At 49.1% G+C, this 25,861-nt stretch carries 24 protein-coding genes; 18 read left to right on the top strand and 6 right to left on the bottom strand.

The annotated features are described in order from the left end of the window. The first annotated feature begins 23 nt into the window (after nucleotides 1-23). Together ACFORK_RS10840 and ACFORK_RS10835 are read left to right on the top strand one after the other, a co-directional pair. Nucleotides 24-755 (top strand): ThuA domain-containing protein, encoded by a 732-nt coding sequence (locus ACFORK_RS10840; protein WP_379198520.1) that lies wholly within the window; start codon nucleotides 24-26, stop codon nucleotides 753-755. A gap of 17 nt (nucleotides 756-772) precedes the next feature. Continuing rightward, nucleotides 773-1,876: a Gfo/Idh/MocA family protein gene (locus ACFORK_RS10835; protein ID WP_379198518.1), complete on the top strand. Its 1,104-nt coding sequence runs from the start codon at nucleotides 773-775 to the stop codon at nucleotides 1,874-1,876. A 505-nt stretch (nucleotides 1,877-2,381) separates the two neighbouring features. Here the strand turns inward: ACFORK_RS10835 and ACFORK_RS10830 are convergent. Next, nucleotides 2,382-3,272, bottom strand: coding sequence for a helix-turn-helix domain-containing protein (locus tag ACFORK_RS10830; RefSeq protein WP_379198516.1), 891 nt, complete (start codon nucleotides 3,270-3,272; stop codon nucleotides 2,382-2,384). Nucleotides 3,273-3,397: 125 nt separating this feature from the next. Here ACFORK_RS10830 and ACFORK_RS10825 point away from each other — a divergent pair, with 125 nt between their 5' ends. The 4 genes from ACFORK_RS10825 (at nucleotide 3,398) to ACFORK_RS10810 (ending at nucleotide 6,422) form a co-directional block, all read left to right on the top strand. Next, a complete protein-coding gene (locus ACFORK_RS10825) occupies nucleotides 3,398-4,285 on the top strand; it encodes a sugar phosphate isomerase/epimerase family protein (protein WP_379198514.1) in 888 nt (295 codons plus the stop codon). 17 nt (nucleotides 4,286-4,302) lie between these two features. Then, nucleotides 4,303-5,343, top strand: a complete 1,041-nt coding sequence (locus ACFORK_RS10820; protein WP_379198512.1) for a Gfo/Idh/MocA family protein — start codon at nucleotides 4,303-4,305, stop codon at nucleotides 5,341-5,343. A 156-nt stretch (nucleotides 5,344-5,499) separates the two neighbouring features. Next, on the top strand, nucleotides 5,500-6,054 hold the full coding sequence (locus tag ACFORK_RS10815; RefSeq protein ID WP_483874848.1) for a TetR/AcrR family transcriptional regulator: 555 nt from the start codon (nucleotides 5,500-5,502) through the stop codon (nucleotides 6,052-6,054). Next, nucleotides 6,054-6,422 carry a DMT family transporter gene (locus ACFORK_RS10810; protein WP_379198508.1) on the top strand — a complete coding sequence of 123 codons (369 nt, stop codon included), beginning with the start codon at nucleotides 6,054-6,056 and terminating at the stop codon, nucleotides 6,420-6,422. Before ACFORK_RS10815 ends, ACFORK_RS10810 begins: the two co-directional genes overlap by 1 nt. 151 nt (nucleotides 6,423-6,573) lie before the next feature. On the opposite strand, the gene ACFORK_RS10805 is transcribed toward ACFORK_RS10810, so the two are convergent. The 3 genes from ACFORK_RS10805 to ACFORK_RS10795 form a co-directional block, all read right to left on the bottom strand. Next, nucleotides 6,574-7,209, bottom strand: coding sequence for a LysE family translocator (locus ACFORK_RS10805; RefSeq protein ID WP_379198506.1), 636 nt, complete (start codon nucleotides 7,207-7,209; stop codon nucleotides 6,574-6,576). A gap of 18 nt (nucleotides 7,210-7,227) precedes the next feature. Then, nucleotides 7,228-7,659 carry an Lrp/AsnC family transcriptional regulator gene (locus tag ACFORK_RS10800; RefSeq protein ID WP_379198504.1) on the bottom strand — a complete coding sequence of 144 codons (432 nt, stop codon included), beginning with the start codon at nucleotides 7,657-7,659 and terminating at the stop codon, nucleotides 7,228-7,230. Nucleotides 7,660-7,913: 254 nt separating this feature from the next. Then, entirely contained in the window at nucleotides 7,914-8,120 is a 207-nt protein-coding gene (locus ACFORK_RS10795) for a DUF1657 domain-containing protein (protein ID WP_379198502.1), read from the bottom strand. Nucleotides 8,121-8,286: 166 nt separating this feature from the next. Between ACFORK_RS10795 and ACFORK_RS10790 the strand changes: the two genes are divergently transcribed. Further along, a complete protein-coding gene (locus tag ACFORK_RS10790; RefSeq protein ID WP_379198500.1) occupies nucleotides 8,287-9,147 on the top strand; it encodes a DUF421 domain-containing protein in 861 nt (286 codons plus the stop codon). A 37-nt stretch (nucleotides 9,148-9,184) separates the two neighbouring features. Here the strand turns inward: ACFORK_RS10790 and ACFORK_RS10785 are convergent, their stop codons facing one another. Further along, complete coding sequence (locus ACFORK_RS10785; protein WP_379198498.1) at nucleotides 9,185-10,306, bottom strand: saccharopine dehydrogenase family protein; 1,122 nt, start codon at nucleotides 10,304-10,306, stop codon at nucleotides 9,185-9,187. After that, nucleotides 10,306-11,043: a class I SAM-dependent methyltransferase gene (locus ACFORK_RS10780; RefSeq protein ID WP_379198496.1), complete on the bottom strand. Its 738-nt coding sequence runs from the start codon at nucleotides 11,041-11,043 to the stop codon at nucleotides 10,306-10,308. Before ACFORK_RS10780 ends, ACFORK_RS10785 begins: the two co-directional genes overlap by 1 nt. A gap of 112 nt (nucleotides 11,044-11,155) precedes the next feature. Between ACFORK_RS10780 and ACFORK_RS10775 the strand changes: the two genes are divergently transcribed. The 11 genes from ACFORK_RS10775 to ACFORK_RS10725 all read left to right on the top strand — a co-directional run bounded on the left by ACFORK_RS10775 (nucleotide 11,156) and on the right by ACFORK_RS10725 (nucleotide 25,839). Beyond that, a complete protein-coding gene (locus ACFORK_RS10775; RefSeq protein WP_379198494.1) occupies nucleotides 11,156-12,244 on the top strand; it encodes a LuxR C-terminal-related transcriptional regulator in 1,089 nt (362 codons plus the stop codon). Between the two features lie 194 nt (nucleotides 12,245-12,438). Further along, nucleotides 12,439-13,431: an aldo/keto reductase gene (locus ACFORK_RS10770; protein ID WP_379198492.1), complete on the top strand. Its 993-nt coding sequence runs from the start codon at nucleotides 12,439-12,441 to the stop codon at nucleotides 13,429-13,431. A 243-nt stretch (nucleotides 13,432-13,674) separates the two neighbouring features. Continuing rightward, nucleotides 13,675-15,108, top strand: a complete 1,434-nt coding sequence (locus tag ACFORK_RS10765) for a spore germination protein (RefSeq protein WP_379198490.1) — start codon at nucleotides 13,675-13,677, stop codon at nucleotides 15,106-15,108. Further along, complete coding sequence (locus ACFORK_RS10760) at nucleotides 15,105-16,259, top strand: Ger(x)C family spore germination protein (RefSeq protein WP_379198488.1); 1,155 nt, start codon at nucleotides 15,105-15,107, stop codon at nucleotides 16,257-16,259. Before ACFORK_RS10765 ends, ACFORK_RS10760 begins: the two co-directional genes overlap by 4 nt. A 22-nt stretch (nucleotides 16,260-16,281) precedes the next feature. Next, the gene (locus ACFORK_RS10755) at nucleotides 16,282-17,370 is read left to right on the top strand and encodes a GerAB/ArcD/ProY family transporter (RefSeq protein ID WP_379198486.1); all 1,089 of its coding nucleotides are present in this window, start codon (nucleotides 16,282-16,284) and stop codon (nucleotides 17,368-17,370) included. Nucleotides 17,371-17,456: 86 nt separating this feature from the next. Then, a complete protein-coding gene (locus ACFORK_RS10750; protein WP_379198484.1) occupies nucleotides 17,457-18,437 on the top strand; it encodes an AAA family ATPase in 981 nt (326 codons plus the stop codon). A gap of 3 nt (nucleotides 18,438-18,440) precedes the next feature. Continuing rightward, nucleotides 18,441-19,529, top strand: coding sequence for a DUF58 domain-containing protein (locus ACFORK_RS10745; RefSeq protein WP_379198482.1), 1,089 nt, complete (start codon nucleotides 18,441-18,443; stop codon nucleotides 19,527-19,529). Beyond that, complete coding sequence (locus ACFORK_RS10740) at nucleotides 19,526-20,863, top strand: DUF4129 domain-containing protein (protein ID WP_379198480.1); 1,338 nt, start codon at nucleotides 19,526-19,528, stop codon at nucleotides 20,861-20,863. Before ACFORK_RS10745 ends, ACFORK_RS10740 begins: the two co-directional genes overlap by 4 nt. 244 nt (nucleotides 20,864-21,107) lie before the next feature. Continuing rightward, nucleotides 21,108-23,717 (top strand): hypothetical protein, encoded by a 2,610-nt coding sequence (locus ACFORK_RS10735; protein WP_379198478.1) that lies wholly within the window; start codon nucleotides 21,108-21,110, stop codon nucleotides 23,715-23,717. Nucleotides 23,718-23,750: 33 nt separating this feature from the next. Then, entirely contained in the window at nucleotides 23,751-24,470 is a 720-nt protein-coding gene (locus tag ACFORK_RS10730; RefSeq protein ID WP_379198476.1) for an ABC transporter ATP-binding protein, read from the top strand. Then, the gene (locus ACFORK_RS10725) at nucleotides 24,460-25,839 is read left to right on the top strand and encodes an ABC transporter permease (RefSeq protein ID WP_379198474.1); all 1,380 of its coding nucleotides are present in this window, start codon (nucleotides 24,460-24,462) and stop codon (nucleotides 25,837-25,839) included. Before ACFORK_RS10730 ends, ACFORK_RS10725 begins: the two co-directional genes overlap by 11 nt. The last annotated feature ends 22 nt before the right edge of the window (nucleotides 25,840-25,861 follow it).

The following is a 25,861-nucleotide window of genomic DNA, read 5'->3' as shown; positions in this document are numbered from 1 at the left end:
ACAGACCTGAGAGGAGATTTCTAATGAGCGCAAAAAAGGCATTGATCGTATGGGGCGGCTGGGATGGCCATGAACCGCAGCAGGTAAGCGAGGTATTCGCTGGTGTTCTGCGGGAGGCAGGCTTCGAAGTGGAAGTATCGGATACTCTGGAGGCGTTTGCAGACCGCGAGAAGCTGCTGGGCCTGGATCTGATTGTCCCAGTGTGGACGATGGGCGAGATCTCGCAGGAGCTTGTCGATAATGTATCTGCGGCCGTGCAGAGTGGTACTGGGCTGGCAGGCTGTCACGGTGGCATGTGTGATTCCTTCCGCACCAATGTGGACTGGCAGTTCATGACTGGCGGGCAATGGGTAGCTCATCCTGGCAATGACGGAGTGGAATATACAGTGAACATCCGTCATAGCTCCAGCCCGCTGGTGCAGGACATTCCAGATTTCAATGTTACATCTGAGCAATATTATTTGCATATTGATCCCGCTATCGAAGTTCTGGCGACTACCCGTTTCCCTGTAGCAGAAGGGCCTCACTCCGCTAACGGAGCGGTGGATATGCCAGTGGTCTGGACCAAGCGCTGGGGTGCAGGACGCGTGTACTACAATTCGCTTGGTCATCACGCTGATATCGTGGAGCTGCCACAGGTGAAGGAACTGATGAGAAGAGGACTGTTGTGGGCAGCTGAAGGAAAACAGGTTGGCGGACGAACCACAGCAGGTGCAGGGAATAGCTACAGCGGCATGGCGGACAGTCAACTATAATTCGGGAGAGAAGACCAATGGATAAAGTAAAAGTTGGCATTATCGGCTGCGGAAAAATCAGCGGCATCTATATGGAAAACTGCAACAAGTTTGAGATTTTGGAGCTAGTCGCATGTGCAGATATGGATCTTGAAAGAGCGCGGGAACAGGCACAGAAATACAATATCCCACGTGTGTATACAACAGAGGAGCTGCTTGCAGATCCCGAAATCGAGATTGTGATCAACCTCACGATCCCGGCTGCTCATGCTGAGATTTGTCTCCGGGCGCTGGAAGCCGGGAAGCATGTCTATGTAGAGAAGCCTCTTGCGGTTACGAGAGAAGAGGGGCGCAAAGTACTGGAAACGGCCAAGGCCAAAGGGCTGTTGGTGGGCAGTGCGCCAGAAACATTCTTCGGCTCGGGCATCCAGACTTCGCTGAAGCTAATAGAGGATGGAGTAATTGGCCGACCTATGGCAGCCACTTCGTTCATGATGTCGAGAGGTCATGAGAATTGGCATCCCGATCCGGAATTTTACTATGCGGCAGGTGGCGGACCAATGTTCGACATGGGGCCTTATTACCTGACAGCGCTGGTTCAACTGCTGGGGCCAATCTCTGCCGTAGCAGGGATGACAGGCAAGGCACTCGCGGAACGGACCATCACCAGTGAGAAAAAAGCCGGGCAGAAGATTCCGGTGGACATCCCGACTCATGTGGCAGGAACCTTACAATTCGCAGAGGGTGCCATTGCGACCCTTATCACCAGCTTCGATGTCTTCGGGGGCAGTGATCTGCCTCATATTGAAATATACGGGACTGAGGGAACGATTCAGGTTCCCGATCCAAATAACTTTGGCGGACCGGTAAAATTCCGGCGCACAGGTGAGAGTGAATGGAGCGAGCAGCCGCTGCTGCCAGGTTATGACCAGAATACACGTGGCATTGGTCCAGCCGATATGGCATATGCCATTCGCACCGGGCGACCTCACCGGGCTAGCGGAGAACTGGCCTATCATGTACTGGAAGCGATGTGGGCGTTCCACGACTCCTCTGATTCCCGCAGCTTCTATGCCATGGAGAGTACCTGCAGCCGTCCTGCAGCGCTTCCAGTTGGTTTGACGCCATATACACTGGATTAAATATTGATTCAGTCAATAAAAGAAGCCCGCCCCGTAGGAATGGTTACTCATCACTTCCATTCTTATGAGGGCGGGCTTTTTTTCTTAAGTTCAGCGCATAGAGGCGGCTTAACATAGAAGAATATGAGAACAACAGCGATCGCAAGTTTACACTTCACCAGAATAACTACCCGAGCCACGTTCGAATCTTAAGAGAGGCTTTGATAACAGGAAAATATCCCGTTAAATGTGTCCTTTCACCTTCCTTGTGATAAATAAAGGGAAATTCTCCAGTTATGAACCTCATATATCCCGTAATTCCCTAGAAAAGAGATAATCAACAGGATAATTTCCAGTTATTTTTAGAAAAGAAGGGATTTCACTGAAACTAACAGGAGGTTTTCCCGTTATTCGATTACCCTATAGAGTGAAATTGAGTCTATCAGGCGTGATCTCCAGATCGTATCGTATTTGCTGACATTCTCCCGCTAGATTGACCAATTTTCGTAAGATTTCGCAGTGTAAATCATGGAAATTTACGAACCCCTGACGGAGTCATGCCCTTGTACTGTTTGAACAGCTTCGTAAAATAATTGGGATTGTCACAGCCAACCTGTCCAGCGATTTCGGTAATAGTAAGATTGCTCTCCAGCAATAGACGCTCGGCCTCATTAACCCGGCACAGATTCACATAATCAATAAAGGTACGTCCGGTTAGCTTCTTGAACGTTTTGCAGAAATGATAAGGATTGAGATTGACGGTTTTGGCTGCCTGTTCAATAGTGATTTTTTCAGCGAAATGCTTCTCTACATGGGTTAGCAGCGGCTTGAATCGTTCCCGGTTGAATGAATGATGTTCTTTGGAACTGCCAACGAGCTGTTGAGGCAAAAAATGGCGTGACAGCAAGGTGAACAGCAGGTGGAGGTAATTCTTGATCGCCAGTTGATAAGCTGGCCCCTTGATCTGATCCTCTTCGATAATGGACTGAAGCAGTACAGATTGTGCGGCAAAGGACGGAATATACTCGGCAGGCCTTACCGGAAACTGATATCGGTTGCTCACATAAGGTTCAACGAATTGCTCATGCTGCGGGTCCTGCTTCCAGTCCTCGAAGAGCGACCCATGGAACACGATAGAGGTATAGCAAAGAGGCCCATCCTTGGTAGTGTAGCCGACATGCAGTCCCCCTGAGGGAACGAACAGGACCTCACCCGCCTGAACCTCATAAGGATGACTGTCCACATGAAAAATAGCGCTGCCACGCTGCATCACAATGATCTCGAAATGCTCATGCCAGTGTATGAAAAGAATGTTCTCACCCGCCTTTGCCTCCTGGCGATCGTTGATGAATAAGCGGAACGGGTACGTCTTTTGTTCCAGTTGCGGGTATTCTTTAAGCTCCTTCGGGTATGTCAACGACTTCAGCCTCCACCACAAGATTGAACTATAATAACACAATATAATCAGAGATTTAGGTGAAAATGACGGATATACTTGTGATATTGAATTTAATATAAACCAATATTGGAGTGGTACACAAGATGCAAGATACACTTAGAATCGGTACTTTGGTGGGCGGCGGCGATGCCGTGCGTGTGATTCCGCAAATCGTAGGACATGGCTTTGAATCCTTTAGCTTGACCTTTTGGCAAACAACAGGAGAGACAGACTTAGCGGAGACGGCCAAACGCGTGCGTGAACTGGCGGATCAACATAACTTTGTCATTTCTTCTGTCGGCATATTTGGCAATCCGCTCATCAACACTAACGGCAACGAAGATGCATTGGCAAGCTGGGAACGTCTAATCGACACAGCCCACTTGTTCGGTACGGATATGGTATCCGGTTTCACCGGTCGTTTACCAGGTCAATCCATCGATGACTCCCTGCCGAAGTTTGCAGAAGTCTTCGGTGAACTATCGAAGAAAGCAGCTGACCGTGGCCTGCGCATTGCCTTCGAGAATTGCTCCATGGGTGGCAATTGGCAATCCGGCGATTGGAACATCGCTCACAACCCACAGGCTTGGGAGAAAATGTTCAACGCCGTGCCTGCCGACAACCTGGGGTTGGAATGGGAACCCTGTCACCAAATGGTGGCCTTGATTGATCCAATCCCGCAGCTGCGCAAATGGACGGATAAAATATTCCATGTACACGGCAAGGACGCAACCATCGCCTGGGATATTGTCAAGGAATATGGTATTCATGGGTCCAAGGAGTATGTGTGGCACCGCACACCGGGCTTCGGAGATACGAACTGGGCGGATATTATCACTATCCTGCGCCAAGCGGGCTACAAAGGTACCATTGATATTGAAGGCTGGCATGATCCGGTCTACAAGGATGAGCTGGAGATGACCGGGCAAGTTCATGCCCTTAACTATCTTAAACATTGCCGCGGCGGAAGCTTCGTTCCGAATCCGACCTAATCAAAGGAGGCGCTAAAGTGACAGTATCATATCGCATCGCTGTAGCTGGCTGCGGAGGAATGGCGAATGCCTGGGTGGAATATGCACTTGGGCGGGAGGATGCGGAAATTGTTGCATTGGTTGATCTGTACCCCTCAGCTGCACAGGCGATGGCCGCGCGGTACAATCTAACCTGCCCAACGTTCACTGATCTGAAGCAAGCCATCAGCGAGACTGGCGCCACTCTAGTATTTGACGTTACGATTCCAGAAAGTCATTTCACGATTGCTCGCATCGCCCTGGAAATGGGGTGTCAGGTCTTCGGAGAGAAGCCACTGGCAAGCACAATGGCAGAGTGTAATGAGATTGTGGCCTTAACGGAACGGACAGGTATGACGCATGCTGTGATGCAGAACCGTCGCTTTGATCAGCGGATTCGTTCACTACGGAGCTTGATCGAACAGGGAACTATCGGCAGGACCGGCTATATCGGCGCAAGCTTTTTCTTGGCTCCCCATTTCGGTGGATTTCGTGATGCGATGGAAAGCCCATTGCTGCTGGACATGGCGATACATACCTTTGATCAGGCGAGGTACATCAGTGGAGCCAATCCGGTGACGGTTTACTGCCAGGAGTTTAATCCTCCGGGATCATGGTATGCTGGAAATGCTGCGGCCATATGCATTTTTGAAATGTCAGATGGTTCTGTGTTTAGTTATCAAGGTTCCTGGTGTGCAGAAGGTGCTCCAACCTCATGGGAAGCTTCTTGGCGGATCACCGGTGAGAAGGGGACTGCGATTTGGGACGGCAACGGTATGCCTTATGCGGAAGTGGTGTCAACTGGCGACCAGAGCGGAAAGTTTCTCTATGATTATGAAACTGTGCAAGGCCCGGAGATGGAAATGAAGAATACGTTCCACCCTGGCTGCCTCGATGAAATGTTCCTCTCGCTGAAAGAGCAACGTCCGGCAGAGACAGATTGCAGGGATAATCGTTACAGCATGGCCATGGTGTTCGGAGCGCTAGAGAGTGCTCGGACTGGGCAGAAGATTCATATTGCGGATCTGATGAACATTTAGAGGATAGTTATAAGGAATAGAAGAGCGCCAGCAAAGCGGCTACAACCGTATTTGCTGGCTTTTTTGCATATATTAATAAAAAAACTACCGATTAGCATTTTACTGTTGACCCACAAACCGTCCAGACGGTACACTAAATGTAAAGAGGTGATGCTTTTGACAGCTCATAATGCCAATTCCAAACGGGAAGCGATTCTGAATGCAGCCTCAACCATTGTTCAGCGGGACGGGATGGTTCAACTGACGCTAGATGCGGTAGCGAAGGAGGCAGGCGTCAGCAAGGGCGGACTATTGTATCATTTTGCTAGTAAAGATGCTCTGATTACCGGTATGGTGGATAAGTTCAATGAAGAGTACGGACAGAATGTCCAGCAAACAGCAGAGGCTGATCCTAATGCACAAGGCTCATGGAGTCGTGCATATGTGAGAACTGCCTTTAAGGACGTGGAGCGGGGCCTTGACAGGAGCTCAGCGCTATTTGCTGCCGCTTTTGCAAACCCCAAGCTGCTGGACGGAATGAGGGAGCAGTTCAAGGGCTGGCAGAACAACATTATCCATGATGGTATCGATCCCGTTCAAGCCACCATCATCAGACTAGCCGCCGACGGCATATGGTTTACGGAACTGTTCGGAATGGCCCAACTGGACGAGAAGCTGCGGGATCAAGTGTTTGAACAATTAATTTCATGGTCTGGAGGAAATAAAGAATAATGGGTTATTTGTATCTGGCTTTATCTATCATATTTGAGTTGTTCGGCACGTCGATGCTTAAGGCATCACAGGGATTCAGCAAGCCCTTGCCCGTTATCGGCGTGGTTGTAGGTTTTGTGGTGGCCTTTTTCTTCTTATCGCTGACGCTGAAGACGATTCCGTTGAATGCAGCCTACGCCATCTGGTCAGGGGTCGGATCGGTGGCTACTGTCATTATTTCGGTACTGATCTGGAAGGAGAAAATATCGACTGGCAGCCTCGTCGGCATCGCTCTGATCGTAATTGGTGTAGTCGTCCTGAATCTGTTTGGTCCAGGTCACGGGGATACAACAAATTCTGCACAGACCGAAGTGGTTTCTGCTAAATAACAAAGGAGGGTGTCCAAACAGCCAGTGGCTGATTGGGACACCCTCCTTTGTTTGAGTAAAAACTATATAAGATGAACAAAAGAAAGTAACGAAAATCGAGGAGGAACGAAGGGGGAAGTTTGGAACTGTAGGAGCGCAGCGCTCCCATTTGTCACCAGATTTCACCAAGAGATTGAATGAGAGCAATCACACCGAAAGATAACATCACCAATCCGGATAGTTTGTTGAACCAGTTCTGCTTCGAGCGTTTTGTCGTCATAGGGATCCTGAACAAAGCGGTGCTCCCTAGTAAAAAGACCCACCATAACACGGAACCCAGAAAGACACCGCCTATCAACAATGGCATATCGGAACTGCTACGTGACAACTGAACACCGGAAGCGCTAAAAACGCCGAGGAAAAAAATAATCGTCATAGGATTGGATAGCGTCAGCAGCAGCGTTACTATGTATGAATTGAATGAGCTTTTTGGATTATAAGGTTCTGTGCTACTTCCCGTATGGGGAGTAGTTCGTAGCGACTTTATGCCAAGATAACAAATAAATAGTCCGCCTAAGGCTTGTAGCACCGTTTTATAATCGACTAGAAAAGCAGTGAGGGTGGATAAGCCTAACCCGGCGATACAACCATAGACTGCATCTGCTGTGGCCGCTCCCAAACCGCAGAATAGACCGATTTTGAAACCTGAGCTTAAGGTCTCCTTGATACATAATATACTGATTGGACCTAAAGGAGCTGCAATAGAAACCCCTAACAGGATTCCTCTGACCAGCCACTCCCATGACATAAGGATGAACTCCTTTCGTTATTCTTCTTTTAGCGAGGATAATATAAAAATCGTATTGGATCTTACAACATCATGATTGGCCTTTAGCGTATGCGTGATAAACTCCTCCATTTCAGATAAATCCGCTAGCCCAACTTTCAGGAGGTAATCGTATTCTCCCGAGATATGGTGACACTCCAGAACTAACGGTGATTGAATAATATTCTCACGGAATTTTTGAGTTTCGGCCGAGCCGTGCAATTGTACAAAAATAAAAACGACGAAGTTTTGCCCTATTGCTTTACGATTTAATTTGACCGTGAATTGATCAATCACTCCGTTTTTTTCAAGTTTTCGGATTCTTTCAGTGATGGCAGGCACGGATAAATGAATGACTTTACTAATTTCGGAACTTGTCATGCGGCCGTTGCTCTTCAGCATTTCTAAGATCTGAAGGTCGATTTCGTCCATTGCTTTCACTCCTTTAGGTTAATTATACAAAAAACCGAAATAATGAAAATACGAGTGCCGAAATCAATAATATTTTTAAGCGTAGTCGTAATATTATTTAAAATAATTAAATTCAGATACTTTATGAGCGGATGATACTTAAAAAATTCAAGCATAAAAAAGTGACATCGATACGGAGAGTTCCGCACAAACCGAAGTGGTCTCCGCTAAATAAGAAAAGCCCTGCTCCTTTACTGGAGCAGGGCTTTTCTTATTTAGAAACCTTTATATTGCGGCTCTTCTTTTTCGAGGTCCTGAACTCGGCTCTCTACTTGCTGTACGATCTGCTGTGCTTGTGCTGCAGCGTTGGTGAACAGGGTTTTGGCATCCTGATTTTGAGTTTCAAGCGCGAACTGTTCCAAGCTGGCTTGAGCGCCTTTTAGAGAAGAGAGACATGTTTTTACCTGTGAAGCTACCGTCATTTGTAAGTTCCTCCTTCGGGTGATTAAAACTAATTAACGTTGAATATGATTCGCTCCGCTTTGCAGCATTATTCAGGGGAAAAAATCCCTGTTTTCTTCCGGTTCAATTAACAAATAATGAATCTGTTAAGCAACGAGGACACTTAAATCAAAGGAGGAGTTACAGTTGCCGTTATGGTTGGAGGTTATTGTGCGGACGTTATGCGCCGTGGTGATTCTTTTCTTTTTAACCAAATTGCTCGGGAAGAGACAGGTGTCTCAGCTCTCGTTATTCGAATACATTACGGGCATTACCATCGGGAGCTTGGCGGCCTATATTTCCCTTGATACCGAGACGACCTGGTATATTGGTCTGATTGCCCTTGCGGTCTGGGTGACCGTCTCGCTTGGCATTGAATTGTTGCAGATCAAGAGCAAGAAAGCAAGGGATTTCATCGACTTCAAATCCATGGTTGTTGTCAAGGATGGCAAGATTATGGAAGAGAATCTGAAGAAGGAGCGTTTGACTTCGGATGAATTGTTGGCGGAATTACGCAAGAAGGATGTGTTCAGACTCGCTGATGTCGAGTTTGCAATTATGGAATCCTCCGGCTCGATTAACGTCCTGCTGAAAAAGGAAAACCAGCCGTTAACGCCCAAGGATCTGGGAATTATCGTTCCCCAGGAGAAAGAACCGCTGGCAGTCATCATGGACGGGAAGGTTCTGGATGAACCGCTGGACAATCTGGGTCAGACTCGAGGCTGGCTGCAAGGTAAGCTGGAACTAATGGGATTGAAAACCGAAGATGTATTTTTGGGACAGGTGGATTCCTATGGTGATTTGACAGTGGACCTCTATGCCGACAAAATCAAGGTGCCGAAGGCGCAGGAGAAGCCGCAGCTCTACGCCACTCTCAAAAAAGCTGAAGCAGACATGGAGATGTTCAGTCTGTCCACACAGAACAAGGAAGCCAAACAGATGTACGAGGACGCCTCCAAGCAGCTGCTGGAGATGGTGCAGACTTTAAAGCCTTATCTTCAGGGCTAAAGAAGCGTCGCTCGTCAGTATCCGGTATTAATTTACGTTATTGGGGCACCTCACGGGTCCAGCAGGTAATCTCGTCAATGGTATAGGATTGCCCAGTCCCAGTGGTATCTGCCAGCCTCAGTGAAAGACGATCTCTGGCAAGAGTGATGGTGAATAACTCTTCGATATGAAAAACACCAGGAGGCAATGCTGCGCTATAAATCGCTCCCGCCACGGAAGCGGCTACCCGGGCCGTGATCTGGGCTTCATTTTCCCCTTGAAGTCCATATTCCGTTGTATAGGGGAGACCATTCTTCGTGCCATAGGCATCCACCTTGATGGCAAATTGATCACTACCGTAGCGGAGTTTGCCAAAAGACCATACTGCCGCTTTTCGCATTCGTTCGCTGCGGAGCATTTTGCTCAGCCCGAATTTCTGCAGCCACGCTACGGAAGCAGTAACGATCCGGGAATCAAAGCACAGACGAGTGGAGATGGAAGGGATGCCGAGTGTCCGGGGCAAGGTCTGCTGATCGGAAAAAGGAAAGCGGTAGGCTATACGACGTCCCAATCCCTCACCAAGATCACTTATCTTGCCGCCTGTGAAGCTGGTCACTGCAACCTTGCTTCCGTTCTCCACAATATCGAAGTCTGCCCGCAGATTGTTCAAGGTCCATTCAATGGCTGCTTTTCCATGGCTGTCACCAAGGCCCAGCATAATGGTGATGTCCGCGCGGTCTGTATGGTCCATAGCTTCACTGGCTTGACGAGCCAGCATGTTAGTTAAACCGGGGGCTAGTCCGATACTTAATACAGCCGTTCCAGGGAGCGGTTTGGAGGGAGATGTCAGATTTTCAAGGCAGGTAAGAAAAGCGCCGTTAGCCGATACATCCACATAATACACTCCGTTTTGCAAGCATGCTTCGGCAAAAGCAGTATCTTGTTGATCCATACACATTATTACTATTTTTGTCCGTTTAAGCAGCTCTGGGTCCGCTTTTTCTACGAGGTCCAGGCGCAGTGGTTTAACCTTGCCATCAGTAGTCATGCAGAATTGCTTTGCACGTTCCAGACTACGACCTGCCGCATAGACATGCCCAGGATAGTATTCGCTGAGCAGGGAGCAGATTTGTGAGCCAACATGACCGTAACCACCGATGACGATAATATCCTTGTTCATCAGGCATTCTCCTCATCTTTTTTGAAGGCAAACCATGCTTCAACCAGATATGAGCTGAAATAACGTGAAATAGTATTGAATCCGGCTTCCTCCAGAAGCAGTTCAACCTCTTTGGATGGAAGCGGGTGAGAGGTAACTCCGAAGGAATCCGCAAATTGCTGCCACTCCGTGTTGCTGATGCCTTGGTCCAGCATATGGCTTTGCCAAGCTCTCATCATATGGGTCCATGCCTCGGAACTGGCTTCTCCGTTAATGGATGACAGGAAGAAGGGGGCCCCAGGCTTCAGCTGATTGGCAATCTGCGCGAGCATTTGCTTTTTCTGTTCCCGCTCCTTTACAAAATGAAGCACCAACATACAGGTTGCAGCATCATATGGCTCTTGGTGTGGAAAACCTTCCAGTCCGGTTTGCAGCAAGGTGGTCTGCTGCTCAAAGCCGGCCTCCCTGATCCGCCGAGAAGCTATTTCCAGCATGCGGCTGGAAGGATCGATACCAGTAAAATGCCAATTTTTATGTTTGGCACCTATTGTAACGATCTCCTGACCGCCACCTGCACCGACAACCAGCACTTTCGCTGAAGTGTGGTTCCCCAATCTTACGGCTAGCAGCCGTTCTAACAGCTCGTACATCATGTGATAACCGGGTATCTTTAAGGCAATGGTCTCTTCGTATCTATTAACATTGGGGTGCTCCCAATTTCTGCTTCCGTTGTCTTCTTTCGAGTCTTGCTTCTTCATATACAACCTCTCCTGACTTGATGATATGATGCGCTGCTTTATAATTAGTAATTATCAGCGTGAAGTCAGAATGAGACCATCCCACATTTGTGGGATTCAGAAGGAGAAGGGCATGTTACAGAGTCTGGAAGCATTCAAGAAAGAGCTGGAGCGCCTGGAGCGAAGAGCGACATCATCGCATGAATACAGGGAGGCGATGATTAGCAAGCTGAAGGACTGGATACCTTTTGATGCCGCATGCTGTACAACGGTTGATCCGTACACACTCTTGTCCACTGGAGCCATTGCAGGGGAAGGCATTGATGCTATTCATGCCCGGCTGTTTGAATATGAATATTTGCATGAAGATTTCAACAAATATGATGATTTGGTCCAGCGGTCGGTCCCAGTGGCAACGCTTAGCGGAGCTACGGAGGGAGAGCTGGAGCGAAGCGGGCGTTATCTTGCTGTGTTAAAGCCCGCAGGGCTCGGAGATGAAATCCGTGCAGTCCTGCTGAGCGGAGGGGCGTGCTGGGGATACCTGACATTGTTCAGGTCAGTGGAAAGGCCTGTCTTCCAGGCAGAGGAGGAAGACTTTCTGGCGGCTGTCGCGTCTTGGATAGCCCGAACTCTGCGGGGGTATGCATTAAGCACGCCGCCGGAGGATATTCAAGGGCTGCAGGAGGATATCGGCATCATGGTGCTGTCCCATGAGCTGATCCCGCTCGCGACTAATGGCCAAGCCAGAAAATGGCTGTCCATGCTAGGGAAGTGGGAACAGCTTGGGGCGGAGGCACTGCCAAGTCCGGTGCGGGCAGTCTGTTCGCGCTTGCTTGCGGAACAGACTGCTCCTGAGGACAATCAGCCCTCGAAGGCCAAGATCTGTCTACGGTTGCCAGCGGGTCATTATTTGGTTATTGCCGCCAGCAGAATGGAGGAGACATCCGGCCAGATTCAGCTGGCCGTTACCTTTGAGCCAGCCCGAACCGCCGACATTCTGCCGCTAATTGCTGAGTCGTATGGATTGTCGTCTAGGGAGAAAGAAATTGTAGAGCAGATCGCCATGGGGCAATCCACCAAGGAATTAGCCCGCAAGCTGCATATCTCTGCTTACACCGTTCAGGATCATCTCAAGTCGATTTTCATCAAGACGGGTGTTACGAGCCGTAGAGAGCTAATCTGGCGTTTGTTCTCTCGTTACAATAGTGACAAGCAAGCTTAAAACACTAGTCCCGGATAAATCGGCTCTTCCCGGATTGGCGTTTGCATAGGGTGATATTATTTGACCGTGAATACTACCAAGGCAAGGGTCTCTATGTTGTACGGAAGCTTGTTGTATTTTTATTTCCTCATTGTGGGAGCTATACTAGTAACGTAAGTGTTCGTCATAACTTCTGGTTGAGAGGATGATGTTCAATGGATTATGCAAAGCTGGGTTCGACAGGTCTTGAGGTTTCGCGTATTTGCCTGGGCTGCATGAGCTACGGGATACCCGAGCGCGGGAACCATGCCTGGACACTGGGGGAAGAAGAGAGCCGGCCGTTCATCCGCCGGGCGCTTGAGCTGGGCATTAACTTTTTTGATACGGCCAATGTGTACTCCGATGGGACAAGCGAAGAGATCGTCGGGCGGGCACTGAAGGATTTTGCGGCCCGTGATGATGTGGTCATCGCAACAAAGGTTCATGGCCGGATGCGACCAGGTCCCAACGGTGGCGGACTTTCGCGTAAAGTTATTATGAGTGAAATCGACCATAGCCTGAAGCGGCTGGGTACGGATTATGTTGACCTGTATCAGATTCACCGCTGGGACAGCGAAACGCCTATTGAAGAGACCATGGAGGCGCTCCATGATGTGGTCAAAGCAGGTAAAGCCCGCTATATCGGTGCTTCCTCCATGTATGCCTGGCAGTTTCTTAAAGCGCTGCATGTAGCGGAAATTCACGGCTGGACTCGCTTTGTCTCCATGCAGAATTATCTCAATCTGTTGTACCGTGAAGAAGAACGGGAAATGCTGCCACTCTGTGAAGCTGAGGGTATTGGTGTGATCCCGTGGAGTCCGCTAGCCCGCGGCCGGCTGACACGGGACTGGGAAGAGTCGAGCGCGCGTTCCCTGACCGATGAGTTTGGGAAGCAATTATACGCCAAGACTGACGAAGCCGATCACCGCGTGGCCGCACAGGTGAAGGAGATTGCCGAAGAGCGCGGCATTCCGCGCGCGCAAGTGGCCTTAGCCTGGGTGCTGCAGAAGAAACCGGTCACGGCGCCGATCATCGGCGCAACCAAGATGCAGCATCTGGAGGATGCGGTGGCAGCCGTTGATATCACGCTGACCCCGGATGAAGTAGAGCGGCTGGAATCAGCCTATGTGCCGCACGAAGTCAGCGGCGGACTCGGGCGCGCTTTTTAACAGAGCCTTTACCACAGCTACAAGTTACACATAAACATAAAGTCAGTTCCCGGACTGAACTACCCCTCCATTGTTAGTCGTGTCTAACAAATAGGGGGAGTTCTAACAAGTGGGGCTGGCTTTTTTGCATATCAACTTAATCCGTCCCATTGCCTCGTATCGTATAACTTATTGTTAAATTGGCAAACTAAAGCAGATTTCCATCTTAACTTATGACCGGAGGCGAAGACCTTGGATGCTCAGATGCTCGATACTATCAAGCAGCAATTGACCGGATGTAGCGACATCGTTTATCAGGTCTTCCAAGTACATGGACACACCTGTACGCTAATTTACATTCCTTCTATTATTGATCCTCGGAGTCTTCAGGTAGGCATTAGCGACGTATTAAAAAGAGAGAGCAACTCCGAACTGGATTGGCCGCAATTTCTCGAACGGCTGGAACGCGGGTCGGCGTTCTCCATCCCTAGCTTGAAATGCTTTGATATCACCGCAGCAGCAGATCTGGTCGTCATGGGAAATGTGGTGCTGGGGATGGAGGGCTTTCCGTTCCTTTACTATTTTGATATCACCAAATATCAGAAGCGATCAGTCAGCGAATCACAGAATGAACTGGTGGTTATCGGTCCCCAGGAAGCCTTCATTGAGGATATAGAGACGAATTTATCGCTGCTGCGTCATAAAATCAAGCATCCTGACCTGAAAATGAAACATTATAGCATCGGTAAATATACGAAGACTGACGTCTACGTACTGTACATAGAAGGGCTCTATAAACCAGAGATTCTGGAGGAGATTGACCGTAAGCTACAGGACTTGTCCATCGATGGCATCCTGGGCATCAGCTATTTGGCAGAGCATATCACCTATGATGTGTTGACACCATTTCCGCTGTTTCAGTATACAGAACGCCCGGATTCTGTGGCGGCCTCGCTCATGGAGGGCCGAATCGGCTTGCTGCAGGATGGTACACCCTCTGCGCTGCTAGCCCCGGTAACTCTTTTTTCTCTGCTGCAATCTTCCGAGGATTATTATCAGAGCTATTTCGCGGGCAGCTGGATTCGGATAGTACGATTCGTATTCTCCATTATCGCTTTGCTGCTTCCTTCACTGTATGTCGCCATCACCACCTTTCACGCCCAGATTATTCCTTCCAATTTGCTACTTACCATTGCAGCAGCTAGGGAGAATATTCCTTTCTCCGCATTGACAGAAGCCCTGCTGATGGAGCTGACCTTTGAGGCGTTGCGAGAAGCGGGGACACGTATTCCGAAGCCTGTCGGGCAGACCATATCAATTATTGGGGCGATCGTTATTGGACAGGCGGCGGTGATGGCAGGGATTGTGTCGGCTCCGATGGTCATTGTTGTATCGATCACAGGCATTGCTTCCTACATTATTCCGCATCTGGAGCTTGGATTAACGTTCCGGCTCCTGCGCTTTCCGCTGCTGATTCTCGGGGGCACCATGGGCTTGATTGGTGTATTCACGGCTACCTTCGTGATCTACGGACACCTTGCTAATCTTCGTTCCTTTGGGTCGCCATATATGCAGCCGATTGCGCCCTTTGTCTATCAGGACTGGAAGGATACGTTACTGCGGGTACCTTCAACCTATATGAACAAGCGCAGCGATGCCTTTACGAAGCGGGATCAAAGGAGACAGCGGAAAAAATGAATATGCTGAAGCTGGGGATCACCCTAATGCTAATGCTGAATTTGACGGGCTGCTGGTCGAAGGTGGAACTGAATGAATTAAGCTTCGTCTACGCCGTATACCTTGATGTGGGCAATAAGCCAAATACGGTCGAGTTGTCGATCAGTTCACCCTTGACCAACCGTTTAATGAATGGACAGCAGTCGGGCGGCGGCGCTGGCAGCGGCAGCAGCAAGACTTATGCGAAAGTCACCAAAACGGCGGAGACGGTCACTGACGCACTGATGCTGATTCAGAAGGATTTGACGAGAAATATCAGCCTGGCGAAGATCAAAGCGATAGTGGTTGGTAAGGAATATGCCAGCACCCGGATGGCCGAACTCTTGGAATGGATAAGAAGAGAACCAAGCTTACCGCTGGGCACCTACATTTTCGCCGCACCGGGAAGGGCGCAGATGATTTCAAAACTTACACCAACCTTCGAGACACTTCCGGGCGAGGTCCTGATGAAGTTCGGTCAAAGCAACTATGTACTGGGCACCACAGCCAAGCAGTGTCTGATTGCGGAGGCCAGTGGAATGGGCTATGCCATCAACTACCTGTCCTTTGGAAACAATCCGGATAATACGGTTCCAGCTATGCCTGAATATTGGGTAGGGATGCAGGGAGCAATGCTTTTTCAAAAGGATAAAATGAGAGGCATGGTTGGCCTGCAGGACGCCAGGTCATTGGCTTGGGCACTGGGGCATCCCCATGATCCGGTGATGACTGTAACCTGGGATGAGGGGAAAAGCAAGGTGAGTGCCGTGTTCTTCACTTCTAAAGGGTCCAGAACCATACGTATGACGGAGAGAGGGCCTGTGTTCTATGTCACGCTCAAAGGGCGGGCCAGCCTGGTCTACAAGAAGGACATCGAGAGGCGAAGCAAGACCGTGTTCAGTCGCATCGTAATAGAAGCGTTGGAAAAGAAGGCTGTTCAAGATTTGAACGAAGCGCTGAAAAAGACAAAGGCAGCTGGCGCGGATGTGCTGGAACTTGGCCTGCTCATGGAGTGGAACTATCCAAAGGAATGGCGGAAGATACGTGATCGTTGGGAAGATTACTATAAGAATCATGCCGAAATCCGAGTGAAGGCGAACTTCCAGATTGGAGATTATGGCACCGAAGTATGATTCAATGTGAAAGGAGTACGCCATGCGCACAACTAAATGGCAGCTTACCCGGTTCGCGTTTATTTATATGAATTCACAAGCGTCCATTTTCCTCGTGCCGACGCTGATTTCAAGTCCCACCTATCAATCATGGATGGCGGTAATGGGCGGCACATTGCTTAGCATTGGGATGATGTTCTGTGCGGTTTATGTAGGGCGGCTGAAGCCGGGACAGGCCTGGGTGGATTTCGGGGGCAGTATTGTCGGCAAATGGGTTCATAAGATTGTCATTGTGCTGCTGTTGTGCTGGTGTATCTACTATGTGTCTTTGGATCTGGAGAATTTCGTATTGTTCTTCGGCTCCAATTACCTGCGTGGAACTCCTCCATGGTTTATTCAGCTACTCATAGGGCTGGTCATTATGTACACAGCGAAGCTTCGGTTCTCGAGCTTGATCTATATGACGGACGGGTTGTTTCTGCTAATAGTGTCGGCATCGCTCTTCACAGTGTTTTTGTTCGTACAGGAAGTGGACCTTAACATGCTGCCTGCGTTGATACATTATCATGACCCGATCATTGCCGCTAAGGATTCGTGGATTGTGACGTCTTGGGTCTCCGAGTGGGTCGTCTTTCTATTCATTGTGCCTGAACTCAAACTAGATAAGAATGTCTATAAAAAGCTGACGGTGGCCTCTCTGTTGGTTATGGTATCGATACTTATAGGGTGGTTGCTGACTCTACTGAGCCTAGGAGCCTATCTTGGTCCCCAAATTCAGTTTCCTTTTCTAGAGATGATCCGCAGTTCTACGCATGACAATATTATAGGAAATATTGACCCGCTTCTCATCGGAGTATGGTCTTCCTCACTGTTTATCCACAGTGCTTTTCTCATTTATGTTGCTGTTCGGTGCTTGTCAAATCTGACTAAAAACAAAGGGAAGAAATACATGGTGGAGGTTCTGACGCTGATTGCCTTAGTGATTGCCTATCTCTATTCGCAAAATGTGGCGAAATACAACCGGGACTATAACTCCGCGGTTGCCATCTGGATTTGGTTCGCAGTAGACTGCCTTCCGGTGTTTTATTTTATCGTTGCCCTTGTCCGTTTTCGAAAAAGACCGTTGAAATAGACATTATCTGGACATTTATAATGTATACGCTTTCTGGTATGATTATCCTATAGTAGATACCTTTAATCAGATAGGAAGTGTTATCCATGATAGATATCCTTGAAGGTAAGAGACTTATCAGTGATATTCGCCAGAATCTGGCCAAAGTTATCGTTGGGAAAATAGATGGAGTGGATCTGCTGCTGACCGCACTACTGGCTAATGGCCATGTGCTGCTTGAGGATGTGCCCGGAACAGGAAAAACTCTGCTAGCCAAGGCTCTGGCCAAGTCACTGGATTGCCAGTTCAAACGAATTCAGTTCACACCGGACCTTCTGCCCTCTGATTTGAGCGGCATTAATTACTATAATCAGAAGACCGGAGAATTTCAGTTCCGTCCCGGTCCTGTTTTCGCCAACATCTTGCTGGCTGATGAAATAAACCGTGCTACACCCCGGACACAATCCAGTCTGCTGGAATGTATGGAGGAGCGGCAAATCACGATCGATGGGGTTACGCACGAGCTGGGAGCACCGTTTCTTGTCATCGCAACTCAGAACCCTGTGGACAATCAAGGTACTTTTCCGCTGCCGGAAGCGCAGCTCGACCGCTTTCTGATGAGGATCAAAACTGGCTATCCTTCGCTTGAAGAAGGGGTACATATTCTCCAAAGGTTCCGGCTTGGCAACCCGCTTGAGAGCCTGACAGCGGTGGCATCGGGAGAGGAGATTCGTGCAGCACAGCAGCTGGCAGCTGAGATTAGTGTCAGCGACGATCTTCTCGCTTATATCGTCCGCATCACTGAAGCTACCCGCAGATCTACGGCGGTGAGGTTGGGGGCGAGTCCACGGGCCAGCGGTGCGTTATTAAGATCTGCTCAAGGGTATGCGCTTATTCAGGGGCGTTCCTTCGTAACACCGGATGATATCAAGGCCGTGGCAGTCCCGGTATTGGCACATCGCCTGCTTCTGCATCAAGGCATGAAGGCTCGAGAGGGGCAGGCGGCAGAAGTTGTAGAACAGGTTCTGCGCGAAGTGGAAGTGCCTGCTGAACCGCTGCTGGCAGCCAAAGGCGGAAGGGCGGACTAAGCCATGGCTTTAGTGTGGTTCATCCTCTTCGCTGTAGCGTTGCTGCTAATCATATCTCATATTTATCAGAAGAATGCCCTGAAGGCGTTAAGCTACGACCGTTATTTCTCTAGAAAAGCCGTCTACGCAGGTGAAGAGCTAGAGATGGTTGAAGAGATTGTTAATGCGAAGCTGCTGCCGCTTCCTTGGCTGCGAATGGAATCCAGTATCGCTACAGGCTTGGAGTTCGGCAGACAGGAGAATTTGGGGATCAGCTCCGGTGACATTTACCAGAACCATATAAGTTTGTTCTATTTGCGCTCCTACCGTCACATCAAACGTCGCCATTCCTTGGTAGGTGAGCGGAGGGGCTTCTATACACTGGAATCGGTAACAATGACTACTGGAGACCTGTTCGGCTTCAGTCAAGTCGTTAAGACCTTTCCCCTTCAGCTGGAACTGTTGGTGTACCCCGAGCTTATCAGCTTTGATGAGATCCCCCTGCCGGTGCATAGCTGGCTGGGCGAATTGGCCGTCAAGCGCTGGATCGTAGAAGATCCATTCCTGACTGCCGGCATCCGTGAGTACAACTTGGGAGATTCCATGGGCATGATCAACTGGAAGGCTACGGCACGTACCGGAGTCATGCAGGTTCATAAGAATGATTATTCGGCGGATTCCCGGCTGATGATCTGTCTCAACATTGAGGTTAGCGAATCCATGTGGAGGAACATAACAGATGTGGAACGAATAGAGCTGGGCATCCGTTATGCCGCAGCTGTGGCCGGATATGCACTGGACCATGGCATTGAGACCGCGTTCATCTGTAATGGGAGGCTTATAGATGGCGATGTCCGTGAGCCGGTCCTTTCCGGTCCTATTGCCCATCAGGAGGAGATGCTGGAACTTCTGGCACGATTGACGCTTGACCGGACACTGCCAATGAGCCGCCTGCTGGAGATACAAGCCGAGAACGGGACCCGAGATACAGACTATCTGATCATTACTTGCCATCAGGGCGCGGAGCTGCTGGAAGCGGCTGGTCGACTGATACAGGAAGGCAATGGTGTGGAATGGCTTACCATTCCGGAGCAAGGGAGGGAGAGCGCATGAAGGGGCCGTCCCGGCGATTTTTGCAAGATTCGTTGATGTTTTGGGCTCATGCGCTGCTACAACTATTGTTATTTCTGCCCCTTATGATGCTGTACGCCACATTCCTTCTGTCTGAGTACACGACACCACTATGGATGTTCTTACTTGCACTGTTGTCATTGGCTGGCGTATTGCTACGATCCTTGTGTAATATCAGGTGGAAGCATTTATTAGTGTCCATACTGCTTGGAGCAGTGACCGGACTTCTGTCTTCAGGCATATCATTATCAGGCATTTCTATGGCTGTTGCTTGCATCATCTGGACCTACCTCGGTCTGACTACTGAGTCAAGAATTGGCGGGAATAGAACTTATTTCACCGGGATCAGTCTCTATTTTGTAGCGGCTATAGTGTTTCCAAGAGTCTCTCAGCTTGAGTCATGGACGACACTCCTCACTTGGTGCGGAAGTCTGAGCGTCATTATTGTTCTCCTAGCATCCAATAGCGATCATTTGCGTTATACTTCTTTTTCCGGAAAGACCTCATCCTTACCGCCAGGCCTGCGACTTCATAATCGTATCTCTGTGCTTCTCGTTGTTGTTGCTGCGGTAGCTCTGGCAGCAGGAGCGGGCCGGATAATCGGTGGTTTGCTCTTCAGCGCTCTTCGCCAGTTATTGTCATGGATCGTCCGATTGTTATCTGGCTCGGAAGAAACTCCGCTGCAGCCGAATGAACCAGCACGTGCCACACCGGCACTGCCTCCCGCGGAAGCCAATGACCCCGGTCTTATTGCGCATATTCTTAACTTGCTGTCCTATGTTATCGTAGCAGCCGTAATTGCGATAGTTGCCTTTTATTTCTTACGCTGGCTCTACAGAAATACCGGTGGTATGCTGCACAAGGCCATTGCCGCTGTTCTAGCCATGTTGATGCGTAAGCAGCCGAGCCGTGGCAACGAGACTTATCAGGATGAAGAGAGTAGCATTTTTGCCTGGGAGAAAACGGTGCAAAATTTCAGACAATTCTGGACCACAGCCGTTAGTGGAGGCCGCCGGGATCGTTGGGAGCATATGCAGGGTAATCGGGAGCAGGTAAGGTGGTTGTACCGCCAGTGGCTGCACTCCAAGCAGGAGCATGGCTATGAGATCAAGAAGCATCTGACCCCCCAAGAGACCGGTGCTGACTTAGCGGTATGGAGTGCCAGCAGAAACCGTAAACGCAAGGAAGGCAGGGACACTGCCACCATGCCGGAAGAGAGGCTGCTTGATCTGTATGATCAGGCCAGGTACGGTCAGGAAGAACCTACTGATGCCGATGTGGCACAGATCATAGTTTTTCAGAAATCGAAATCCTGAACGTTCTATAGCAAGTCCCAAAACAGCAGCAGCCATCATCTGGTTGCTGCTGTTTTTCTTAAGAAATAATTCCCAGTTGAAACCCAATTAGAACAAGAAGCGTAAAATCATAAGTGAAGCTATTCCAGCAATCTAAGTACATAGCAAGGGTTACAACTTTATCATAAGGGTTACAACTTGGACACAATTCCCATAGGACTAAGCATCTATAATAATCCATGTAAATACGTTTGGGGGGAAATGAATGAGAAAACATAGACGTACATATGTAGCCATGCTACTCAGCACTTTTATTATCAGTCAACTATCGGCTTACTCAGCGTCTGCAGCTTCTTCAGGCAACACTATTAATAATGTCAATGCACCGATCAAAGTAGCGGCCCTGGAACCAGGCACAACAACCAATTTAGGCAGTGTGCAACTGGGAGCAGGGGTCAATGCTACCCTTGAGGACATCAGGTTGTGGCCACAAGCAGGGGGGAATATCCTCACGTACACCCTTAATTATGCCAACGGGGGCAGCAGCAATGCCGGTCTGATCCACTATTTTTCACGTGTTGTCACTTCAGGTGGCACAGTCATTCCCGGTAGCCCGATCACAGCGGATGCACTGAAAAAAAGTATCGATGCGAAGCAAAATCTGCGTGTAACCTATTATGTTAACGTTGGCAAGACCAACACTCTGAACGGCATCAAGATCTCTATGTATGTCTGGGACGCCAAAGCCAAGGGCTATCTGAGACAAGCGGGTTCCATGAGCGTTCCTGCAAGCTACTCCCAGTCGACTCTGCATGGAAAAATCCTGAACACCACGATGAGTGACATTCCCGTTGCTACGTCTTCAGAATCGTTCCAAATCTATAAATATAGCAGCAAAGTTTATGCCAAGATTGGCCTGAATGTCACTAATAAAGGGAACAAAGTGCTCGGTGATCCTGGTTATAAGGCTTATCTGGTCTCGGCAAGCGGCACCGCTTTTGAGCTGGCACTCGACAGTTCGCAGGCAGGGTACAAGATACAACCGCAAGAGAAGAAAACGATCTATTATTTAACCGAAATTCCATCCTACCTTAAGACCGATAATATGAGGCTGCAATTTGTGCAAAGAGACGAGACGCTGAAGGTGGACCTTCCGCAGTCTGCTTACAAGCTTCCAGCAGCGACAACACCTGATTTAACGGTCGCCAAGGGTATCACCAAAAAAATCATCATCAACAATAACTCTGTAGAGACCCAACTGAGCAATGCAGCAGTCTACGCAGAAAATGAAACCGGCATGTGGACCTTCCAGCTCCGTTTCAAGAATACCGGGAACAAGGCCGTCACTTTGCCGAATTATGAGCTGGCAGTTAAGTCTGCTAAAGGAACCTCGTTCCCTGTAAACGCAAAGGGAATTAACGGACTCGTCTTGAAGCCACTTGAGGAGAAAGTGATCTCGCTTAAGGCCCAGATTCCACTATCGGTTGAACAGAACACATTGCAGCTGCAAATGATTGAATCCGTTGGCTCCATGCCGGATAAGGCTATATCTCCAGACAATACCGGAAATGGCGGCATCGATGCCGGCGCAGGCCAGGGAACTGGTAGCAATACGGCCAAGTTGACGATTCCAGTGGCGTATTTCTCTATCCCGTATACGTTACGACCGGATACACAGAAGGGGCAGGATTATAGAACAACGAATGATTACGGAACTTTCAATTACCGTCTGCTTTCCGTGCAGCGTTTTCCATGGAAAGATGACGATATCGTTGTTGCGAAGCTGAATATTAACAACACTCAGTCTGTAAACTTGTCTCTCCCAGATCTAAAAGGTGCTATGAAGCTAGACAATGGCGATCTTGCTACTTCGACCGAACTGTTTATGGACAAGGAGTTCCAATCACTCGCACCGGGTAAATCGGCCGACATCTACGTGATGGCCAAAATTCCATACACCCAGAGGTTTGATAAACTGAGTATCAACCTGTATACAACCGTCAAAGAAGAGACTGTCTCCTTCCTGACGTTCACTACAGACAATATGATCAATGCCGTGACGCAGATTGAGCGCGGAGGAAGCTACGAGATCATTGCCAAGGGTAAGAATGCCAAAGTTCAGGAGCACAAGACCACAATCTATGAAGGGGTTAACTCTAACATTGTATACTCCGAATTGCTCCTTAGCAGCGAAGAGAAAAGACAGAGCAAGATGGCCCGCATCCAAGGTTACTTTGCGACGCCGAACGGTGAGCTGTTTGAAGCGTTATCCAATCAGCCCGATACTTCGGCAACACCAGGAGGCAAGCAGTTGGTCACGTTCTGGGCGAAGCTTCCGAAGTCCGTGAACACGGATAACATTGCTTTGTACCTGGGGCCAGGCATTACCGGCAACAAGCTCAGTGAGCCAGGTCAGGAGCCAACCGGCTTCATTAATATTGCATCACTCGATCTCAATCCTGTGGAGACTCCGCCGGAGAACAATCTGTTGAATGTCAAGCTGTACCCTTACACCTTGTCCATGCTTAGTTCGGATGGCCGGAACCTGCAAGGTACAGATACGATCAATATTGTGATGAACTACAATCTGCTGCGCGATGCCAGCTATGATATGGGGACCTTTAACCACAAGCTGGTACTCAAAATGACAGATCCTTATGGCCTATCCCAAGAAAAGAGTCTTGTTATTGGCACAGATCTTACAGAGGGCAGTACCAATACGATCAATCTATCCTTCAGTAACCCGGTTTACAAGAAACTGGCCGGAGGAGCCTACCGGATCACGCTCTATGACGAGTTCCAGGGCGAGCGGATTGAGTTGGCCAGTCAGGCGTATTCCCTGTTCATTGACAGAGCGCCTACGCCAGAAAAATAAACCCTCTATTAAAGTACAGAAGGAGCAGCTTGTATGTTGCGAGTGGAAAAAGTAACCCATTCTTTCAAGAATGGCAGTGAAACAACTGCCGTTCTGCATGACATCAACTTCTCGGTTCAGAAGGGCGAGATGGTCGCACTTCTGGGCAGCTCAGGCTCCGGGAAGTCGACTATGCTCAACCTGATGGCGGGGCTGATGAAGCCTACGGAAGGGCATATTTACATTGCCGACCATGATATTGTGAAAATGAGCGAGAACAAACTGTCTGAGTTCCGGCGGAAGAACATCGGATTTATTTTTCAGGCTTATGAGCTTATTACCAGTCTGACCGTACGTGAGAACGTGGAGCTGCCACTGGTTTTCCAGTCTGTGGCTCCATCCGTGCGTAAGAAAAAGGCATTGGAGCTGCTGGAAGCGGTGGGGATTCCGGATAAAGCCAATTTGTTCCCTGCACAGTTGTCTGGTGGTCAGCAGCAGCGTGTCAGTATCGCGCGGTCCCTGATCACGGAGCCCTCCGTAATATTCGCAGATGAACCGACAGGGAACCTGGATTCCAGAACAGAAGAAGAGATCATCACGATTCTGCTTGAATTGAATAAGAAAATGAACACAACCTTTATCGTTGTTACCCATGAGATCGAGGTCGCAGAACAGATGCAACGTATCTTCACACTGAAGGACGGATTTATGATCACCGAAGACCAGCCTCCTGCCGAAGCGGAGTCCAAAGGAGGAGAGCAGGATGAGAGTTAGAGATATTTCGCGCCTGGCCTGGGATCAGATCAAACGCCGGAAGGTGGTTACTGGACTGTGTATGGCAGGGATTTCTATCGGATGTGCTGCCATTATCGTTGCACTCAGTCTCGGAGATTCAGCGCAGGCGTACACTGAGAAACAGATCAACAGCCGATTCAAGATGGATGAGATCACCGTAACCCCCAATAGTGGTGTACCCAACCAGGGCAAGAATGGGGGTCAGGGAGGAGAAGATAACGAGAAGCTCGATCCCGGCAAGCTGACCCGGCAAAAGCTGGAGATCATCTCTGGATTGAAACATGTGAATGCGGCAGCACCTTTTCAGGAAATTGGCTGGTTTCAAATGCTCACGATTGATAATAAAATAACGGATATTCAGGTCATTGGCACCAATCTGAGCCTGCTGACAAAGTACGATAATACCTTCAAGCAGGGAGGTCCTTCTGAGCTAGCAGGAATGGCTGTACTGAATTATGGGGCGACACTGGGTCTGATTGATAATGAGACAAGGCAAAGTCTGTTCGAGGCGATGGGGAATGATCCTTACAACAATGATCTCAGGCAGCAGTATGATAATCTTAGCCGCTTGCCATCGAATTTGTACCAGCAGCAGATTCAGCTCCAATCGATGGACTATAACACCGGCAAGACTATTCTTAGCTCCTCCATTCGAGTCATGGGGGTCCTCGCCAAGCCTAAGGGAATGGATGACAATATGGCGATGTATGACAAGAAGATCTATGTGTCTCTAGAAACAGCGGATCGTCTGCTGGAGGAGCTCAATCTGAACAATAATCCCAATGTACAAGCAGGTGCCTATAACAATGCAATCATTAAGGTTGACAATACTGATAACGTTGTAGCTTTGGAGAAGGTCATTCAGAAGCTTACCCTGAACACAAGTACAAATCTGTACCAGAAGGAAATGCTTGCAGAGGAATTCGGTATGATTAAAAAAGTAGCGCTAGGCGTGGGGATATTTATTCTGATTATCGCGTCGATCTCAATTATTGTTGCTATGACCATGTCTTCCCATCAACGTCGACGTCAGATTGGGATCATGAAAGTATTGGGTGCCAATATGCGGCAGATTCGCAACATGTTCATTACAGAAGCGGCATTGCTTGGTCTGCTGGGCGGATTGCTGGGCGTGGTATTCTCGTATTTGATCGTGACCGGCATGAACAAGCTAATCAGCTCCTCCGGCGGTATGGGCGGAAGTGAAGGTGGTCTTGTCATCGCCATTCCACTGATGACGATTCCGATCGGCATCGCATTCGCCATCATGACCGGCGTCTTATCAGGGATTTATCCGGCCATTAGTGCATCGAGAACCAATGCGCTTACGGCCATCAAACGGGATTAGTATTTTGTGGCAGAAAGGAAGC

Origin of the sequence: Paenibacillus sp. GCM10012306 (genome assembly GCF_042649265.1) — a bacterium.
Taxonomy (GTDB): domain Bacteria; phylum Bacillota; class Bacilli; order Paenibacillales; family Paenibacillaceae; genus Paenibacillus_AQ.
This window is presented reverse-complemented; position numbering and strand designations above follow the sequence as displayed.

What these genes read in the sequence shown, in the direction of transcription:
- ACFORK_RS10840 (WP_379198520.1), top strand. Translation starts at nt 24, where the DNA reads ATGAGCGCAAAAAAGGCATTGATCGTATGGGGCGGCTGGGATGGCCAT.
- ACFORK_RS10835 (WP_379198518.1), top strand. Translation starts at nt 773, where the DNA reads ATGGATAAAGTAAAAGTTGGCATTATCGGCTGCGGAAAAATCAGCGGC.
- ACFORK_RS10825 (WP_379198514.1), top strand. Translation starts at nt 3,398, where the DNA reads ATGCAAGATACACTTAGAATCGGTACTTTGGTGGGCGGCGGCGATGCC.
- ACFORK_RS10810 (WP_379198508.1), top strand. Translation starts at nt 6,054, where the DNA reads ATGGGTTATTTGTATCTGGCTTTATCTATCATATTTGAGTTGTTCGGC.
- ACFORK_RS10805 (WP_379198506.1), bottom strand. Translation starts at nt 7,209, where the DNA reads ATGTCATGGGAGTGGCTGGTCAGAGGAATCCTGTTAGGGGTTTCTATT.
- ACFORK_RS10800 (WP_379198504.1), bottom strand. Translation starts at nt 7,659, where the DNA reads ATGGACGAAATCGACCTTCAGATCTTAGAAATGCTGAAGAGCAACGGC.
- ACFORK_RS10795 (WP_379198502.1), bottom strand. Translation starts at nt 8,120, where the DNA reads ATGACGGTAGCTTCACAGGTAAAAACATGTCTCTCTTCTCTAAAAGGC.
- ACFORK_RS10785 (WP_379198498.1), bottom strand. Translation starts at nt 10,306, where the DNA reads ATGAACAAGGATATTATCGTCATCGGTGGTTACGGTCATGTTGGCTCA.
- ACFORK_RS10780 (WP_379198496.1), bottom strand. Translation starts at nt 11,043, where the DNA reads ATGAAGAAGCAAGACTCGAAAGAAGACAACGGAAGCAGAAATTGGGAG.
- ACFORK_RS10775 (WP_379198494.1), top strand. Translation starts at nt 11,156, where the DNA reads ATGTTACAGAGTCTGGAAGCATTCAAGAAAGAGCTGGAGCGCCTGGAG.
- ACFORK_RS10770 (WP_379198492.1), top strand. Translation starts at nt 12,439, where the DNA reads ATGGATTATGCAAAGCTGGGTTCGACAGGTCTTGAGGTTTCGCGTATT.
- ACFORK_RS10765 (WP_379198490.1), top strand. Translation starts at nt 13,675, where the DNA reads ATGCTCGATACTATCAAGCAGCAATTGACCGGATGTAGCGACATCGTT.
- ACFORK_RS10760 (WP_379198488.1), top strand. Translation starts at nt 15,105, where the DNA reads ATGAATATGCTGAAGCTGGGGATCACCCTAATGCTAATGCTGAATTTG.
- ACFORK_RS10755 (WP_379198486.1), top strand. Translation starts at nt 16,282, where the DNA reads ATGCGCACAACTAAATGGCAGCTTACCCGGTTCGCGTTTATTTATATG.
- ACFORK_RS10750 (WP_379198484.1), top strand. Translation starts at nt 17,457, where the DNA reads ATGATAGATATCCTTGAAGGTAAGAGACTTATCAGTGATATTCGCCAG.
- ACFORK_RS10745 (WP_379198482.1), top strand. Translation starts at nt 18,441, where the DNA reads ATGGCTTTAGTGTGGTTCATCCTCTTCGCTGTAGCGTTGCTGCTAATC.
- ACFORK_RS10740 (WP_379198480.1), top strand. Translation starts at nt 19,526, where the DNA reads ATGAAGGGGCCGTCCCGGCGATTTTTGCAAGATTCGTTGATGTTTTGG.
- ACFORK_RS10735 (WP_379198478.1), top strand. Translation starts at nt 21,108, where the DNA reads ATGAGAAAACATAGACGTACATATGTAGCCATGCTACTCAGCACTTTT.
- ACFORK_RS10730 (WP_379198476.1), top strand. Translation starts at nt 23,751, where the DNA reads ATGTTGCGAGTGGAAAAAGTAACCCATTCTTTCAAGAATGGCAGTGAA.
- ACFORK_RS10725 (WP_379198474.1), top strand. Translation starts at nt 24,460, where the DNA reads ATGAGAGTTAGAGATATTTCGCGCCTGGCCTGGGATCAGATCAAACGC.